This window comes from Micromonospora sp. NPDC005367, from assembly GCF_040606825.1.
Taxonomy (GTDB): Bacteria; Actinomycetota; Actinomycetes; order Mycobacteriales; family Micromonosporaceae; genus Micromonospora.
Genome location: NZ_JBEXFP010000005.1, coordinates 163,960 through 179,416, shown reverse-complemented (window position 1 = coordinate 179,416; position 15,457 = coordinate 163,960). Strand labels below are relative to the sequence as shown.

The window sequence follows — 15,457 nt, the reverse complement described above, 5'->3', positions numbered from 1 at the left end:
GCGTACCCCGGACACCGGCGACCATGGCGGCACGGGGCGCCGATTTTCGATCCTAGACCGCTTCCGTCTGGTCGGTCATCGGACATCGGGTGCGTCCATTCCCCGGACGGTCACCCGCACCGGCGGGCGTTCGCGCGTCCCCTCCCGTACGGCCGGACGGCGGCGTACGATCGCTCGTCGGGGGCAGGAAGGCGGCGCTGTCGTTCCGTGCCGGTTCACCACCGAGCCTAGTGTGGGGTGCGCCAATGTCGCGACGTCTGGTCAACCTGACCCTGGACACGCTGGAGGACCTGCCCCGTCCCTGCCGGCAGTGCGTCTACTGGGAGCTGGATCCGGTCTCCGCCGACCGGGCCTGCGCCGCCGGTGATCCGGGCCTGGAGAAGGAGGCCTGGGTTTCCCAGACCCTGCTCGAATGGGGATCGTGCGGCAAACTCGCCTACGTCGACGGCATGCCGGCCGGCTTCGTCATGTACGCCCCGCCGGCGTACGTTCCCCGTTCGATGGCCTTTCCCACCTCGCCGGTGTCGGCCGACGCCGCGCTGCTGATGACGGCGAACGTGGTGTCGTCCTTCGCCGGTGGCGGGTTGGGACGGATGCTCGTGCAGGGTGTTGCGCGGGACCTCACCAAGCGCGGGATCAAGGCGATCGAAGCGTTCGGCGACGCCAAGTTCGGTGACGCGGCCGACGACTCCCGCGCCTGCGTCGCGCCGGCCGACTTCTTCCTCTCCGTCGGTTTCAAAACCGTACGTCCGCATCCCCGCTTCCCGCGGCTCCGGTTGGAGCTGCGTACCGCGCTGAGCTGGAAGTCCGACGTCGAGTACGCGCTGGAGAAGCTGCTCGGCTCGATGAGCCCGGAAAGCCTCCTGCGCCCGGTCCGGCCGGCCGCGGCCACCCGGTCGAGCACGAACTGAGCGGTGTACCGGGGCGGTGGGCGATCAGTCCACCACCGTGCCGGCCGCCACCACCGCCCGCAGCTCGCTGACGTCGATCGAGCCGGTCGGCACGTCCCGTTCGATGGGGAAGTACATCCGCTGCACGGCGGCCACGATCGCCTCGGCGACCCGGTCACGGAACCGCGGGTCGACCAGCCTGGCACGGTCCGTCGGTGAGGTGAGGTAACCGACCTCCACCCGGACCGCCGGCATCCGCGTCAGCCGGAGCAGGTCCCACGCCTTGGCGTGGGTGCCGCAGTTCCGCAGCCCGGTACGCGCCACGATCTCCCGCTGTACGAGCCCCGCCAACCGCTCGCCGGTCGCCGAGGTCACCCCGTTGTTGGTGCCGTAGTGGTAGGTGGCCACGCCGTCGGCGTCGGGATTGAGGTGCCCGTCGGTGTGCAGCGAGATGAACACGTCGGCGCCGAGCGCGTTGGCCAGCTGAGCCCGGTCGGTGTCCGGCAGGCACTCGCCGGGGGCCGGGCCGCGGGTGAGCTGCACCCGCACACCGGAGGCCGCCAGCCGACCTTCCAGCCGGCTCGCCAGGTCGTGCACCAGATCCGCCTCGGTCCAGCGCAGCGTCCCGTCCGGCACCACCACACCGGGGTCGGTGCCGCCGTGGCCCGGGTCGATCACCACCGTCCGGCCGACGAGGGTCGGCCCGGACTGCCGTATGGCGTCGGACTCACGCAGCCACTGGGGGCGACCGCCGACCACCTTCCGGCCGAGCCGGCGCAGCGCGTTCATGGTGTGCGGACCGCACGCGCCGTCCGGGGTCAGGCCGACCTCACGTTGGAACTGGGCCACGGCCCGGGACGTCCGGATGCCGTAGATGGCGTCCGCGCGGCCCGCGTCGTACCCCATCTCCAGCATGCGTTCCTGCAATGAGCGGACGTCCTCGCCGGTCAGTGGCTCGGGCACCGCGTGGTAGAGGGTGCGCGCACCGAGCCGCCAGCGGGCCGCCTCCAGGGCCCGCCACGTCTCCGCACCGACGCGACCGTCCACGCTCAGCCCGCGGGACTGCTGGAAGGCGCGTACCGCCCGCTCGGTCGCGGGGTCGAACTCGTCGATCTGTGCGCCGTCCGCAGGCGGGAGCAGGTTGAGACCGGCCAGGATCGTACGGATCTCCGTGACCGCGGGTCCGCGGTCACCGGGACGGATCGGACGCACGCACGACCCCCTCTGCACGGGTGCTGGCTGGCCGGGCGGCCCGTGCTTGAGGTTATGCGGTCCGGCCGGGTCAGGTGGCTCGCCCGGCGAAAAAACGCGACCCCGCAACCGGATGGACCGGTCGCGGGGTCGCGGCGTAGGCGTCGGTCAGAGGGCCGATTCGATCAGCTTGACCAGCTCACCCTTGGGCTTGGCACCGGCGATGGACTGCACCGGCTCGCCGTTCTTGAAGATCGTCAGGGTCGGCACGGACATCACCCGGTACGCCCGGGCGGTCTCCGGGTTCTCGTCGATGTTCAGCTTGACGATGGTGACCTGGTCGCTCATCTCACCGGCGATCTCCTCGAGCAGAGGCGAGACCTTGCGGCACGGCCCGCACCACTCGGCCCAGAAGTCGACCAGCACCGGCTTGTCGGACTTCAGCACGTCGCTGGCGAAGCTCGCGTCGGTGACAGCCTTGGTTGTTCCCACTATGGCCCTCCTCCAGGGTCGTTCGGGTTGTTCAGCCCTGCAAAGTCGCGATGAAGCGCTCGGCGTCGAGGGCGGCGGCGCAGCCCGTACCGGCGGCGGTGATCGCCTGCCGGTAGGTGTGGTCTACCAGGTCGCCGGCCGCGAAGACGCCAGGCACGCTGGTCCGGGTGGTGGGAGCCTCGACCTTCACGTACCCCTCGCCGTCGAGTTCCACCTGCTCGCGGAAGAGCTCGCTACGCGGGTCGTGGCCGATCGCCACGAAGACGCCGGTGACGTCGAGTTCCTTGGTCTCGCCGGTGTGCACGTTGCGGATGCGGACACCGGAGACCTTGCCGTCGGAACCGAGGATCTCCTCGACCACGGTGTTCCACTCGACCTTGATCTTGTCGTTGTTCAGCGCCCGGTCGGCCATGATCTTGCTGGCGCGGAACGAGTCACGGCGGTGGATGATGGTGACCGAGTCGGCGAAGCGGGTGAGGAAGCTGGCCTCCTCCATCGCCGAGTCGCCACCGCCGACGACGACGATGTGCTGGTTCCGGAAGAAGAAGCCGTCGCAGGTGGCACACGAGGAGACGCCGTGGCCGAGGTACTCCTGCTCGCCCGGCACGCCCAGCGGCCGCCACGCGGAACCGGTGGAGAGGATGACGGCGCGGGCGCGGTAGGCGGTCTCGCCGACCCACACGGTGCTGACCGCGCCGGAGCCGGCGTCACCGGTGTCCACCAGCTCGACCCGGGTCACGTCGTCGGTCAGGAACTCGGCGCCGAACCGTTCGGCCTGCTTACGCATGTTGTCCATGAGTTCGGGCCCGAGGATGCCGTCGGCGAAACCGGGGAAGTTCTCCACCTCAGTCGTCGTCATCAGCGCGCCACCGGACTGCACGCCCTCGATGATGAGCGGCTTCAGGTTGGCGCGCGCGGCATAGACCGCCGCCGTGTAACCGGCCGGCCCGGAGCCGATGATGATCAGGTTGCGGACCTCGTCCACTGCCGTCTCCCGAGTTGTGTGTGTTTCGGCATCGGCGCGCGCACGATACCGATCCTGTGCCGACGCCTGGAGGAGCCGGCAGCTACTTCAGAAACGTCATCGTACGAACCGGGAATTCCCGTACCAGGCGTCCGGTGGGTCACGTCACGCGGATGCCCGAACGCCCGGGTGACCGCGATCTCACCCTACCCGCGTCCGATAACGGGTGTCCGCGCCGGAGCCCGGCACCCCACACTCCGGGCCGCTCACCCAGGCCCACCGTGCGCCCGTCGCGTCGGTGAAGCGTACGACCAGCGCCTGCTCGCCCTGGAAGGCGGCGTAGTCGACCAGATCGGCCACGAGGGCGCCGCCCCGGTGCTCAGCGGCGATCTCTGTCAGGCAGGTGTTGAGCGCCGCCGGGTCGGTCAGCCGGGCGAGCCGGTCCCGCCCATCCGGTGCGGTCAGCCGGCCGCCCTGCGCTTCGGCGGCGCTCCGGCCGCTCGGGAACGGGCTGCTCCCCAGCGTTCTGGGCAGCTTGGACGCGAACGTTGAGCCCAGGTCCGGGGGCGAGTAGTCGGTGCCGCTGTGCATCGACGGGCCGGTGGTCCGGACCGGTGCGGCCGCGGCCTCGGGAGCGTCAGCGGGCGCTTCCAGCGCGGTACCGGAGGTCCGAGCTTCGTCGGCTCCACCGGCGAGCCGGTCGACCCCGAGACCGACGACCGCCACGGCGACCGCGGCCAGTGCCACCGGCCCGGCCACCCGCGCCAGGCGCCGCCGTCGCCGACCGGGCCCGGTGGGGGCACCCCGTTCCGAGCGCGGTACGCCGACAGCCGACCGCCGCCGACCGCCCTGGGCCGGCACGAGCGGGCTGCCGCTCGGGTCCGCGTCCGGGTCGGACGGCTTCTCCGTGTGCGCACCGGGCGTCCCGCGCCCGCCGAACCCGGTGTGCGCGCCGGCGGCGCTGCCCGCGTCGTCGTCGGCAGTCGCCGCGTCCACGTCGGTGCGGTCGAGAGCGGCGTCCCGGACCGGGGCCGGACCGGTCGCGGTCGGAAGCTCACCGGGCACCGGAGGCAGCGCGGCGAGTGCCGAGATGATCCGATCGGCGACGTCCAGCGGCATGTCGGCAACCGGCTCTCCCCCACGGGCGAGATCCTCCTCGACGGCGGCCACAGCCGGCGCCAGCTCCGCGTACGCCTCGGCCCAGGCAGCGTCCTCGGCGACCAGGCGCGCGACCACCGCCTGCTCCGGCGTGCCGTCCAGCGCCCCGCCGAGGTAGTCGGCGAGCAGATCGTGGTCGACCTCCCGGAACCGCCCGACCGTCACGTGTCCTCCTGCTTGGCGTCGCGCCGGGATCTCCCCGACCCTGATCCGACGCCCTCCACCCGGCGCCGGTTCCCGAGGGTGACGGGCGGCACGCCGGAGCCGCTACCGGTCGGCGTCGCCGGGGCGCCCGCTGTCGGGCGGAGGTGGCCCAGGAGGACGGCCAGCCGGGCCCGGCCCCGGGCACACCGGCTCTTCACCGTCCCCTCGGCCACGCCGAGGATCTTCGCCACCTCGGCGACGGGGTAGCCCTGTACGTCCACCAGGACGAGTGCGGCGCGCTGCTCCACGGGGAGTGCGGCGAGCGCCTCCCGGACGACCAGCGCGGTGTCGTGATCGTGCGTCGGAGCGGCCGGCTCGACACCTCCCGTGGCGGAACCGCCGTCGGTGCGTACCCCGTCGGGCAGCGGCACCGTCGGATGCGCCTGCCGCCGGCGGATGCGGTCGAGGCAGGCGTTCACCACGATCCGGTGCAACCAGGTGGTGACCGCCGAGTCGCCGCGGAACCGACCGGCGGCCCGGTGCGCGGAGAGCAGCGCGTCCTGGAGCGCGTCAGCGGCCTCCTCGCGGTCGCCCATGGTCCGCAGCGCCACCGCCCAGAGGCGGTCCCGGTGCCGCTGGAAGAGCTCAGCGAAGGCATCCCGGTCACCGGCCGCGTGGGCGCGCAGCAGAGCGAGGTCGTCAGACAGGTCGGCGGGCCCAGCCGGGGTAGGCAGGCCCGCCGTCGTACGGGTCTCGCGCTCGTCCATCACCACGTCCGGTGGAGGCGGTGCCGGGAGCGCGGCGGCCGGGTCACGACCCCTGGACCGTGATTTCCTGGACGTCGATCTGGTAACCCCGGTCATTCGGAGGCAGCTTGGTGATCCAGAAAAGCAGGTAACGGTACTGCGTGTCGGCGTTGAAGCCGTCGAAGGCCATCGTGGTGCCGTCGTGCTCTTCGAACGGCTGCCCGATCCGGGTCTTCTTGTAGTCCTGCACCAGTTGTTCGTCGCCGTTGGACGTCGACGGCGGGTCCGTGGTGCCGGCGAGCAGTTCGGCGGTGACGCCGGTGCTGGAGAGACTGACCTGGACGGACTTCACCGTGTGCGGGCTGCCGAGGTCGATCCAGACCCCCATGCCGGACTTCCGGTTGCCGAAGTTGGCGGTGGTGTAGGTGTCGGTGCCCCAGCCCTTGTCCCGGTCACCGTCAATGACCTTGTCCGCGTCGTCCAACTCATCCCGCAGTTTGCTGTCCGGGTCGACGATGCGTACGTCCCGGACGCGCAGCGGGCCGACGGCCGGGGCCGTCGGCCCGGCCTGGGCGGGTGCGCTGGAACTCGGGGCGGCAACCGGATTGGTCTGCGGGTCCTTGTCGTCGCCGCCCAGGGTGCTGATGCCGATCAGCAGCCCGACCAGGGCGACCGCCAGCAGGCCGGCGATACCGATGGCGACCTTGCGGCCACCCGCGGCGGCCAACGGCGAGGGCTCTTCCCCGGGCTCGGCCGCGAAGCGCAACGGGCCGCTGTTGTCGAGGAACTGATCCTCGGCCGGTATGTCGAGGCGGGCCAGTTCGGCGGCGAGCACGTCCGACGACGGTGGGGCGATCTCGGCGTCGAGCAGGTCCATGGTCAGATCGTCGAGGTACGCGGGCACGCCCGCACGGACCTGCCGGGGCGCGGCGAGCGCGCCGTCGGCGTCCCGGACCGCGTCGGGGATGGCGGCACGGCCGTGTCCGGCGGTGGCGCCCCGCAGCGGAGCCTCGGTGTGCGGCCAGTGCCCGGTCAGCGCGAAGTAGAGGATGCCGCCGACCGCGCGGACGTCGCTCTCCTGGCTGTCGTTACCGTCGGTACGCGCGTCGGCCAGCACCACCCGGCCGTCGTCGGAGATCATGACGGTGCCGGGGTGCACGTTCCCGTGCACCATGCCGGTGGCGTGGACGGAGGCCAGCGCGCTGGCGACGGCGGAGCCGATAGCGGTCGCCCGGGCCGAGTCCAGCGGTTCGTCGGCAACCATCTCCCGCAGGGACCGGCCGTCCACCCACTCACGGACCACGTACGCCCGCTCGTCCTCGTCGATCGCGTCGTAGACGCCGACGAGGTTGGGGTGGATGACACGGCTGGCCGCGACGGCGGCCTGGAGCATCTCGGTGGCGGAGTCGCCGCCCGGGTAGCGCAGCACGACCGCGACGGGGCGACGCAGGATGACGTCGACACCTCGCCAGACCAACCGCCCGGCACTGTCGTTGTTGATGTGTTCGACCAGCTCGTACCGCTCGGCGAGGATCTCACCGGTCGTGGGAGCACCGAAGGTCATGACCGGCGGAGCGCTCTCGTCCGCGTCCTGACCCTCGCCGACCTGGGTCACCCGTCCTCCCTCGGTGATCGTGTCGATCGATGGACCCGCGCTGCTGGGCATGTGGCTTCCCGCTCTGCCTTCGAAGGAACCGGCCGACCGGTGTCGACGCGAGCGCCGCCGCCTGCCGTACCCGTCGAAAGCGACCTTACCCGGGTTGCCCGCCTCCCCGACATGTCATCTTCCGGCCGTACCCGCCGGGGTGCCGGGGGTAGGACATGTCGTCCGGTTACGACCGTTGTCAGCCACGATGCTGGCACATGTACTAACCAATCTACGGGTTCGCCGCAAGAGGCCGCCGGAGGGGCTAGGACCGGGGTGGTGGTGCGCGCCCCCCTCCGTCCTTCCCACCGTACGGCCTACCACGCTCAGCCGTACGGTTGGTTATCCACAGGCCGATCCGCCGGTTGGCCGGTGAATCGCTGAGTTATCCACAGCCGCATCCCCAGGCTGGTGATCCACAGTGCTGCACCGTACCGACGGGTCCGATGTGGGGTCAGCGGCCCAGGCGGCGGCGGACCATGCCCACCACCTCGGTGATCTCACCGATCCGCAGCGCCATGGCGAGGCCCAGGTAGGTCACGCCGATCACGCCGCCGCCGATCACCAGCTGGAGGACCGCCTCGCCCCGATTCAGGTGCGCCGAGTCGCCCGGAAGCAGGGTGACCACGAGGAAACCGACGAGGGCGGCCCCGAGCGCCGCGACGACGACCCGCCCCATCGTGCGCATGATCGCGCCGATCCCGATACGCCCGACCCTTGGCCGTAGCAGGATCGCGGAGATCACCGCCGCCGCTACGTAGGAGATCGCGTTGCCGAGCATCATGCCGGCCGCCGCGAAGGTGGCCGAGAAGGCGAGGTAGAGGCCGACCTGGAGCAGCACCCGCAGCGCCACCACCGGGATGTTCATCAGCGCCGGGGTGCGGGTGTCCGGCAGAGCGTAGAAGGCGAACGTGAAGAGCTGACTGATCGCGAACGGTACCAGTGCGAGCGCGGCGACCAGCAGCACCGTCGAGGTGGCCACCGCGTTGTCGCCGCTGAACGCGCCGTACTGGAAGACCACCACCGCGATGGGCGCGGCCAGCACCGCGTAACAGACGGCGATCGGCGCGAGCACCGCGGTGACCATCCGGGTGCCTCGGGACAAATCGGCGGTCACGTCGTGGAGTCGTCCGTCCGCCGCGGCCGCGCTCATCCGAGGCATCAGCGCCGTGATGATCGAGACGGCGATGATGCCGTGCGCCATGTACAACAGCAGGAAGACGTTGTTGTAGATCAGCAGGCCGGCGCTGTCCTGACCCGCCGCCCGGGTGAGCAGGTTGACGATCACGAACAGGCCGAGCTGGTTGACGGCCACGTAGCAGAACATCCACCCGCCGAGCTTGGCCAGCTCCCGCAGCCCTAGTTCGCGGAAGTCGAACCGCAGCTTCCACCGGAATCCCACCTTGCGCAGCGCCGGCAGCAGGCCGGCGGCCTGCACCGCCACACCCAGCAGGGTGCCCCCGCCGACGAGCAGGATCTGGCCCCAGCTCATTTGGTCCGGGCGGATGGCCTCCGCGCCGTAGAACAGGATGTAGAGCCCGAACGAGCCGATGACCACCAGGTTGTTGAGGATCGGCGCCCACATCGGCGCGGCGAAGTGCCCCCGGGTGTTCAGCACGGCGGCGATCAGCGCGCTCACCCCGGTGAAAAAGAGCATCGGCAGCATCAGGTACGACAGGTCGGTGACCAGGCTCGTGTAGTCCTGGTCCTTGCCGCTGGCGTAGAGGGTGGTCAGGGCCGGTGCCAGGATCACGGCGATCAGCGCCGCGGCGGCCAACGCGATCACCGCGAGGGTGAGCAGCCGTTGGGCGTACGCCTCACCCCGGTCCGGGTCGGCCTTCCTGCGCCGCACCAGCACCGGGATCAGCACGCTGGTCAGCACCCCGCCGAGCAGGAACTCGTAGACCTGGTTCGGGAGGAACTGCGCGGTGGTGTAGACGTTGCCGACCATGTTGCCCAACGCCGCGCCGATCATCAGGTTCCGGAGGAACCCGGTGCCCCGGCTGACGAGGCTGCCGGCCGCCATCACGGCGCTGTTCGCGGCGGCGCTCGTCTCCGCGACGACCTCCTGTGGAGGCGCCACCGCCTCCGCCCCGGGCTGGTTGAGCGGTTCGGCGGAGATGAAGGTGGCACCGTCCACCGACGGCCGCCCGTCGTATCCGCCGGGGTCGCCGCCCTGTGCGGCGTTCGCGCTGCGGTAGAGCCCGCCGCTCATCTCCAGCCTCCCCGGGGTACGTCAAGCAGGGCACCTGCCCGCACGTCACAGACCTTAGTCAACGCGAACCCGCTACCCGCGCCCGCCGCAGGAGATCCAGACCCGGCCCGATAGGCTGGCGATCCCATGTCCGAAGCCTCCGCACCGCACGCCGCCGACCGCCGCGAACTAACCGCCGCGCAGCGCAACGCCGTCGCCGAACTTCTCCGGGTCTCCCCGGTCGCCGACGAGCTTGGCCGCCGGTTCGCCCGCGCCGGTCACGAGCTGCACCTTGTGGGCGGTTCCGTGCGAGACGCCCTGCTCGGGCGGCTCGGCGAGGACCTCGACTTCTGCACCGACGCCCACCCGGACGAGACCCTGCGGATCGTCAAGGGCTGGGCGGAGGCGGTCTGGGAGACCGGTCGTGAGTTCGGCACCATCGGTGCGCAACGCGACGGGCTGCGACTGGAGATCACCACCTTCCGCGCCGAGGCGTACGACCAGGTCAGCCGGAACCCGGTCGTCGAGTACGGCACCAGCCTGGTCGAGGATCTGAAGCGGCGCGACTTCACCATCAACGCCATGGCGGTGAGCGTGCCCGAGCACCGGTTCACCGACCCGCACGGCGGTCTCGACGACCTTGCCGCCAAGGTGATCCGTACGCCCGCCTCGCCCCAGGAGTCGTTCCGCGACGACCCGCTGCGGATGCTGCGTGCCGCCCGGTTCGCCGCGCAGCTGCGTTTCGCGGTGCACCCAGACGTACGCGCGGCGATGGTCGCGATGGCGGCCGACCTGGACCGGATCACCGCCGAGCGGATCCGGGACGAGTTCACGAAGCTGCTCTGCGGCGCCGACCCGATCACCGGGCTGCGGCTGCTGGTCGACACCGGGCTGGCCGAACGCTTCCTGCCCGAGCTGACCGGGCTGAAACTGGAGATCGACGAGCACGCCCAGCACAAGGACGTCTACGAGCACACGCTGACCGTGGTGAGCAACGCGGTCAGCCTCGAGGAGGAGGGCTGCGACTTCATCCTCCGCATGGCCGCGCTGATGCACGACGTGGGCAAGCCGGACACCAAGGCGGTCGGCTCGGACGGCCGGGTCAGCTTCCACCACCACGAGGTGGTCGGCGCGCGGATGACCAAGGCGCGGATGAAGGCGTTGCGCTACCCGAAGGAGGTCACCTCCAAGGTGACCGCCCTGGTCGCGCTGCACCTGCGCTTCTACGGGTACGGCCGGGGCGAGTGGACCGACTCTGCGGTGCGTCGCTACGTCACAGACGCCGGCGACCTGCTGCCCCGGCTGCACAAGCTGACCCGCTCGGACTGCACCACCCGTAACCGTCGTAAGGCGGCGCAGTTGGCCGCGGACTACGACGCGCTGGAGGAGCGGATCGCCCGGATCGCGGCGGACGAGGACCTGGCGCGCGTACGTCCCGACCTGGACGGCAACGCGATCATGGAGTTGCTCGGCGTATCGCCGGGGCCGGTGGTGGGCCGGGCCTGGAAGTATCTGAAGGACCTGCGCCTGGAGCGCGGCCCGCTGGACCGTGACGCCGCGGAGGCGGAGCTGCTCCGCTGGGCCCGCGAAGAGGGCGTCGTCTCCTGACGGGCAACGGAAAAGGCCCCCACGACAACGCCGCGCGTTGACGTAGAGGCCCTTCCCGTCGACTCAGGCTTCGACGGCAGGCTTCGACTTGCCGTTTTCGGCGGCCGCGCCGAGCCGGGCGAGTAGCCCGGGCAGGTCGATGCCGGTGAGGTCGCTGCCGAGCTGCAGCCCCTGCGCCACGTTGCCCGCCACCGACTTGGTCAGCGACGACGCGCCGTCGGTGGAGATGACGGTCATCTTGTCGATCGCACCGATCGGCGCGCTGGCCGCCTCGACCACCTGGGGCAGCACCTTGACGAGCAGGTCGAGCACCGCGGCCTCCCCGTACGCGGCGAACGCCTCGGCCTTGCGCGCCATCGCGTCGGCCTCGGCCTGGCCCTTGGCCAGGATCGCGGCGGCCTCGGCCTGACCCTCCCGCTCGACGGCCTCGGCGATCGCCGAACGCCGCCGCTGCTCCGCCTCACCCTCCTTGGCGCCCTCGATCGCGTTCGCCTCGGCCAGCGCGGCCCGGCGGGCGCGCTCGCCCTCACCGGTGAGCCGGGCCTGCTCGGCGGAGGCCTGAGCGGCGGCGATGACCGACTGCCGCTGGGCGTCGGCCTGCAGCACCGTTGCGTTGCGGGCCGCCTCGGCCTCCTGCTCCACCTTGTAACGGGCGGCGTCGGCCGGCTTGCGCACCTCGGTGTCGAGCTGGCGCTGCTTCAGTTCGGCGTTGCGCTCGGCCACCTTCTGCTGCTCGGAGAGGATCGCCTGGTCCCGTTCCGCCTGGGCGAGCGGCCCGGCGGCCGCGGACTTCGCCTTCGCCGCGTCGATCTCGGCCTGGATCCCGGCCTGCTTGAGGGCCAGGTTCCGGTTGGCCTCGGCGATGGCCTCCTCGGCGAGCAGTCGCTCCTGCTCCGCCTGCTGGCGGGCCCGGGCCTCGGCGATGGCCGCGTCCTTGAGGACCCGGGCCGCCTCCGGCCGGCCCAGGTCCTGGAGGTACGAGCCCTCGGCGAGGATGTCCTGGAGCTGGAAGGTGTCCAGTACCAGGCCCTGGTTCGTCATCGAGTGCTCGGCCTCCTCGGCCACCGCGCTGGCGAACGCGGCCCGGTCGCGGATGACCTCCTCGACGGTGAGCCGGCCGACGATCGAACGCAGCGCGCCGGCGAGCACCTCCCGGGTGAAGTCCTCGATCTCGTCCTGTTGGTGCAGGAAGCGCTGGGCGGCGGCCCGGATGGCGTCCTCGGTGCCGCCGACCTTGACGATGGCGACGCCGTGCAGGTCGGCGCGGATGCCCTGCTTGCTCACCGCGCCCTTGATGCCGACGTCGATGCGGCGGCTGGACAGGTCGAGCGACTGGAGTTTCTGCACCACCGGCAGGACGAAGACCGACGCACCGAGCACCACCTTCTGCCCGGACATGTCCGTCGATCGGCCGCCGTCGGCGGTCTGCGTGGTGCGGCCCTTGCGGCCGGTGACGATGAACGCCTCGTTCGGCCCGGCGACCTTGATCCGCGAGAGCACGAAGAGCACGAGCACGAGGACGAGGAGGACGGCGCCTCCGATGGCGATGAACAGGGGCATGCAGGTTTCCTGTCTGCGAGGGGGTTGGATCAGTAGGGCTCGACGTGCACGCTGGTCTCGCTGAGCGCCTCGACCACGAAGATCCGCGTGCCGACGGCGATGGCCCGGTCGGCGCGGGCGTTGAGCTTGACCGGTTGACCGGCCAGGCGTATCCGGACCTCGCCGTAGCCGTTCACCGGTACCGGGGTGACTACCAGCCCCACCGCGCCGACCAGGTCGTTCCGGGTCGGGGTGGCATCGGTCCGCATCCGGCGGGCGGCGCGGCCCAGCCGGGCCGCGACCCAGGCGACGGGAACCGCGGCGAGCGCCCCGCCGATCGTCGCTGAGGCGACCGCGCCGGTGGTCCGACCACCGACGAGCTCGTTGACGATCGCGGCGCCGAAGCCGAAGGCGCCCGCGAAACCGGCGACCGTCTCCAGCGAGACCGGCCCGTCGACGTCGGCGCCGCCGAAGTGGAGCAGTTCCGTGCCGAGCAGGGCGAGCGCCAGCACGCCGACACCGGCCCCGCCGATGATCAGAAAGGTGAGGGTCCCCGTGGCCACGCCCGGAACGGTATCGATGTTCCGCAACGCATCAGACCGGCCCGACGGTCAGCGTCAGGTTGTCCGGCGGGCTACGGAATTTTGCCTCGATCTAGTCATTGACAAGTTGCATCCAGGCGGTCAATCTTTACGGCGACAAGATGGAGGTCTCCATGTCTTCGGCAACCCTGACCACCGCCGGCATCCTGCTGATCACCGTCGTCGCCGTCGCGTACGGCGGTCTGACGCTGCTCACTCACCTCGCCCGCCGTAAGGGCGGCTACCTCGACAACCCGGTGCGCCGCGGCCTCTGGACGGCCGGACACGCCCACGCCGGCGTGCTGGTTCTGTTCGCGCTCGCGGTCCTGCCCTACATCGACCAGGCCGACGCGTCCGAGAGCACGCGCACCGTGATCCGGTCATTGCTGGTCGCAGCGCCGATCCTGATGCCGCTGGGCTTCTTCCTCTCGGTGGTGCGCCCTCAGGACACCCGACCCAACAAGCTGATCTGGTTGACCGTCCTCGGCGGCGGCTGTCTGATCGCCGGCTCGCTGCTGCTCGGCATCAACCTGGTCTGATCGGGTCGGAGCCGTGCCGGGGACCCCGGCCTGGCGAAGGTGTCGTACGGCCACGGAGAATGGACGGATGCGCTGGACCGTGCTCGACTCACCGATCGGCGAGTTCTCCCTGGCCACCGATGGCGCGAGCGTGTGCGGGACGCACTTCGGGCGGGTCGATGCGGCCGCGGCCGAGCCGGAGGACGACCTCGCCCGGCAGGCGGTCGCCGAGCTGCGCGCGTACTTCTGCGGCGAGCTCACCGACTTCACGGTGCCGGTCAGGATCCCGCGCGGCTCAGACTTCGAACGGGCGGTGTGGCGGGAGATGACCCGCATTCCGCACGGCGAGACGCTGACCTACGGCGAGGTGGCGCGGCTGGTCGGCGAACCGGGGGCCGCTCGGGCGGTGGGCGTGGCCTGCAACCGCAATCCGGTGCCGGTGATCGTGCCCTGCCACCGGATCGTCGGCGCCGGCGGCAAGCTGGTGGGCTTCGGCGGCGGGCTGGACCGCAAGGTGCACCTGCTGGAGCTGGAGGCCCGTATCGCCCTGCAACGCGCCTGGTCCTGACCACGACGGCGGGCACCCCCCCCCGGTCGCGGCTTCAAGTGTTCCGGATCGTCGTCCGAGGGCCGGATGCAGCGAGGGCCGGGTCCACCCGGACCCGGCCCTCGCTGCTTTGCTGTGGTCAGCGCGTCAGCGCTCGACCTCACCGGCGATGAACGCCTCCACGGCGGCGTGCGCGTCGTGGTCGGCGTACTGCACGGGCGGGGACTTCATGAAGTACGACGAAGCCGACAGGATCGGGCCACCGATCTTCCGGTCGAGCGCGATCTTCGCGGCCCGGACCGCGTCGATGATGACGCCGGCCGAGTTCGGGGAGTCCCACACCTCGAGCTTGAGCTCGGCGTTCAGGGGGGTGTCGCCGAAGGAACGGCCCTCCAGGCGGATGTACGCCCACTTGCGGTCGTCCAGCCACGGCACGTGGTCCGACGGGCCGATGTGCACGTCGCTCTTCTGCATCTCGTGCGGGATCTGGGAGGTCACCGACTGGGTCTTCGAGATCTTCTTCGAGACGAGCCGGTTGCGCTCCAGCATGTTCATGAAGTCCATGTTGCCGCCGAAGTTGAGCTGGTACGTGCGCAGCAGCTCGACACCGCGGTCCTCGAAGAGCTTCGCCAGCGCGCGGTGCACGATGGTGGCACCGACCTGGCTCTTGATGTCGTCACCGACGATCGGCAGACCCGCGTCCTCGAACTTCTTCGCCCACTCCGGGTCGGAGGCGATGAAGACCGGCAGGGCGTTCACGAACGCGCAGCCGGCGTCGATCGCGGCCTGGGCGTAGAACTTGTCGGCCTGCTCGGAGCCGACCGGCAGGTAGGAGACCACGACGTCGACCTGAGCGTCACGCAGCGCCTGGGCCACGTCGACCGGCTCGGCGTCCGACTCCTCGATGATCTCGCGGTAGTACTGGCCCAGACCGTCGAAGGTCGGACCGCGCTGCACGGTGACGCCGGTCGGCGGCACGTCGCACAGCTTGATGGTGTTGTTCTCGCTGGCGACGATCGCCTCGGCGAGGTCCATGCCCACCTTCTTGGCGTCCACGTCGAACGCCGCGACGAACTGCACGTCCGAAACGTGGTAGTCGCCGAAGGTGACGTGCATGAGACCCGGGACGCGATCGTTGGGGTCGGCGTTCCGGTAGTACTCGACGCCCTGCACGAGGGACGAGGCGCAGTTACCCACACCGACGATGGCGACGCGGACGGAGCCCATAGCGTCTGCCTCC

The 15,457-nt window shown here is 70.9% G+C and carries 14 protein-coding genes; 4 read left to right on the top strand and 10 right to left on the bottom strand.

What is annotated here, in order from left to right; all coding sequences use genetic code 11:
- Positions 1-245: 245 nt before the first annotated feature.
- A complete protein-coding gene (locus tag ABZS42_RS06055; protein ID WP_076468486.1) occupies positions 246-911 on the top strand; it encodes a GNAT family N-acetyltransferase in 666 nt (221 codons plus the stop codon).
- 24 nt (positions 912-935) lie between these two features.
- On the opposite strand, the gene ABZS42_RS06050 is transcribed toward ABZS42_RS06055, so the two are convergent.
- The 7 genes from ABZS42_RS06050 to murJ form a co-directional block, all read right to left on the bottom strand.
- Positions 936-2,102, bottom strand: a complete 1,167-nt coding sequence (locus ABZS42_RS06050) for an N-acetylmuramoyl-L-alanine amidase (protein WP_355142837.1) — start codon at positions 2,100-2,102, stop codon at positions 936-938.
- A gap of 147 nt (positions 2,103-2,249) precedes the next feature.
- The gene (gene trxA, locus ABZS42_RS06045) at positions 2,250-2,573 is read right to left on the bottom strand and encodes a thioredoxin (RefSeq protein WP_076468482.1); all 324 of its coding nucleotides are present in this window, start codon (positions 2,571-2,573) and stop codon (positions 2,250-2,252) included.
- Positions 2,574-2,604: 31 nt separating this feature from the next.
- Complete coding sequence (gene trxB, locus ABZS42_RS06040; RefSeq protein WP_355142836.1) at positions 2,605-3,558, bottom strand: thioredoxin-disulfide reductase; 954 nt, start codon at positions 3,556-3,558, stop codon at positions 2,605-2,607.
- Between the two features lie 180 nt (positions 3,559-3,738).
- Positions 3,739-4,860 carry a hypothetical protein gene (locus ABZS42_RS06035; protein WP_355142835.1) on the bottom strand — a complete coding sequence of 374 codons (1,122 nt, stop codon included), beginning with the start codon at positions 4,858-4,860 and terminating at the stop codon, positions 3,739-3,741.
- The gene (gene sigM / locus ABZS42_RS06030) at positions 4,857-5,606 is read right to left on the bottom strand and encodes an RNA polymerase sigma factor SigM (protein ID WP_355142834.1); all 750 of its coding nucleotides are present in this window, start codon (positions 5,604-5,606) and stop codon (positions 4,857-4,859) included. Before sigM ends, ABZS42_RS06035 begins: the two co-directional genes overlap by 4 nt.
- Before the next feature lie 43 nt (positions 5,607-5,649).
- A complete protein-coding gene (locus tag ABZS42_RS06025) occupies positions 5,650-7,251 on the bottom strand; it encodes a protein kinase family protein (RefSeq protein WP_355142833.1) in 1,602 nt (533 codons plus the stop codon).
- 433 nt (positions 7,252-7,684) lie between these two features.
- Positions 7,685-9,445 (bottom strand): murein biosynthesis integral membrane protein MurJ, encoded by a 1,761-nt coding sequence (gene murJ, locus ABZS42_RS06020; protein WP_355142832.1) that lies wholly within the window; start codon positions 9,443-9,445, stop codon positions 7,685-7,687.
- A gap of 126 nt (positions 9,446-9,571) precedes the next feature.
- Here murJ and ABZS42_RS06015 point away from each other — a divergent pair, with 126 nt between their 5' ends.
- The gene (locus ABZS42_RS06015) at positions 9,572-11,032 is read left to right on the top strand and encodes a CCA tRNA nucleotidyltransferase (protein WP_355142831.1); all 1,461 of its coding nucleotides are present in this window, start codon (positions 9,572-9,574) and stop codon (positions 11,030-11,032) included.
- Between the two features lie 63 nt (positions 11,033-11,095).
- On the opposite strand, the gene ABZS42_RS06010 is transcribed toward ABZS42_RS06015, so the two are convergent.
- Together ABZS42_RS06010 and ABZS42_RS06005 are read right to left on the bottom strand one after the other, a co-directional pair.
- Positions 11,096-12,592, bottom strand: coding sequence for an SPFH domain-containing protein (locus ABZS42_RS06010; RefSeq protein WP_355142830.1), 1,497 nt, complete (start codon positions 12,590-12,592; stop codon positions 11,096-11,098).
- A gap of 29 nt (positions 12,593-12,621) precedes the next feature.
- Positions 12,622-13,134, bottom strand: a complete 513-nt coding sequence (locus ABZS42_RS06005; RefSeq protein WP_355142829.1) for a hypothetical protein — start codon at positions 13,132-13,134, stop codon at positions 12,622-12,624.
- A 152-nt stretch (positions 13,135-13,286) separates the two neighbouring features.
- Between ABZS42_RS06005 and ABZS42_RS06000 the strand changes: the two genes are divergently transcribed.
- Complete coding sequence (locus ABZS42_RS06000; protein ID WP_355142828.1) at positions 13,287-13,691, top strand: hypothetical protein; 405 nt, start codon at positions 13,287-13,289, stop codon at positions 13,689-13,691.
- Positions 13,692-13,758: 67 nt separating this feature from the next.
- Positions 13,759-14,238 carry a methylated-DNA--[protein]-cysteine S-methyltransferase gene (locus tag ABZS42_RS05995; protein WP_355142827.1) on the top strand — a complete coding sequence of 160 codons (480 nt, stop codon included), beginning with the start codon at positions 13,759-13,761 and terminating at the stop codon, positions 14,236-14,238.
- A 126-nt stretch (positions 14,239-14,364) separates the two neighbouring features.
- Here ABZS42_RS05995 and ABZS42_RS05990 read toward each other — a convergent pair whose 3' ends face one another.
- Entirely contained in the window at positions 14,365-15,444 is a 1,080-nt protein-coding gene (locus ABZS42_RS05990) for an inositol-3-phosphate synthase (RefSeq protein WP_355142889.1), read from the bottom strand.
- Positions 15,445-15,457 lie beyond the last annotated feature (13 nt).

Coding starts and splice junctions, on each gene's coding strand:
- ABZS42_RS06010 (WP_355142830.1), bottom strand. CDS start 12,592: ATGCCCCTGTTCATCGCCATCGGAGGCGCCGTCCTCCTCGTCCTCGTG.
- murJ (WP_355142832.1), bottom strand. CDS start 9,445: ATGAGCGGCGGGCTCTACCGCAGCGCGAACGCCGCACAGGGCGGCGAC.
- ABZS42_RS05995 (WP_355142827.1), top strand. CDS start 13,759: ATGCGCTGGACCGTGCTCGACTCACCGATCGGCGAGTTCTCCCTGGCC.
- ABZS42_RS06055 (WP_076468486.1), top strand. CDS start 246: ATGTCGCGACGTCTGGTCAACCTGACCCTGGACACGCTGGAGGACCTG.
- ABZS42_RS06025 (WP_355142833.1), bottom strand. CDS start 7,251: ATGCCCAGCAGCGCGGGTCCATCGATCGACACGATCACCGAGGGAGGA.
- ABZS42_RS05990 (WP_355142889.1), bottom strand. CDS start 15,444: ATGGGCTCCGTCCGCGTCGCCATCGTCGGTGTGGGTAACTGCGCCTCG.
- ABZS42_RS06015 (WP_355142831.1), top strand. CDS start 9,572: ATGTCCGAAGCCTCCGCACCGCACGCCGCCGACCGCCGCGAACTAACC.
- ABZS42_RS06000 (WP_355142828.1), top strand. CDS start 13,287: ATGTCTTCGGCAACCCTGACCACCGCCGGCATCCTGCTGATCACCGTC.
- sigM (WP_355142834.1), bottom strand. CDS start 5,606: ATGGACGAGCGCGAGACCCGTACGACGGCGGGCCTGCCTACCCCGGCT.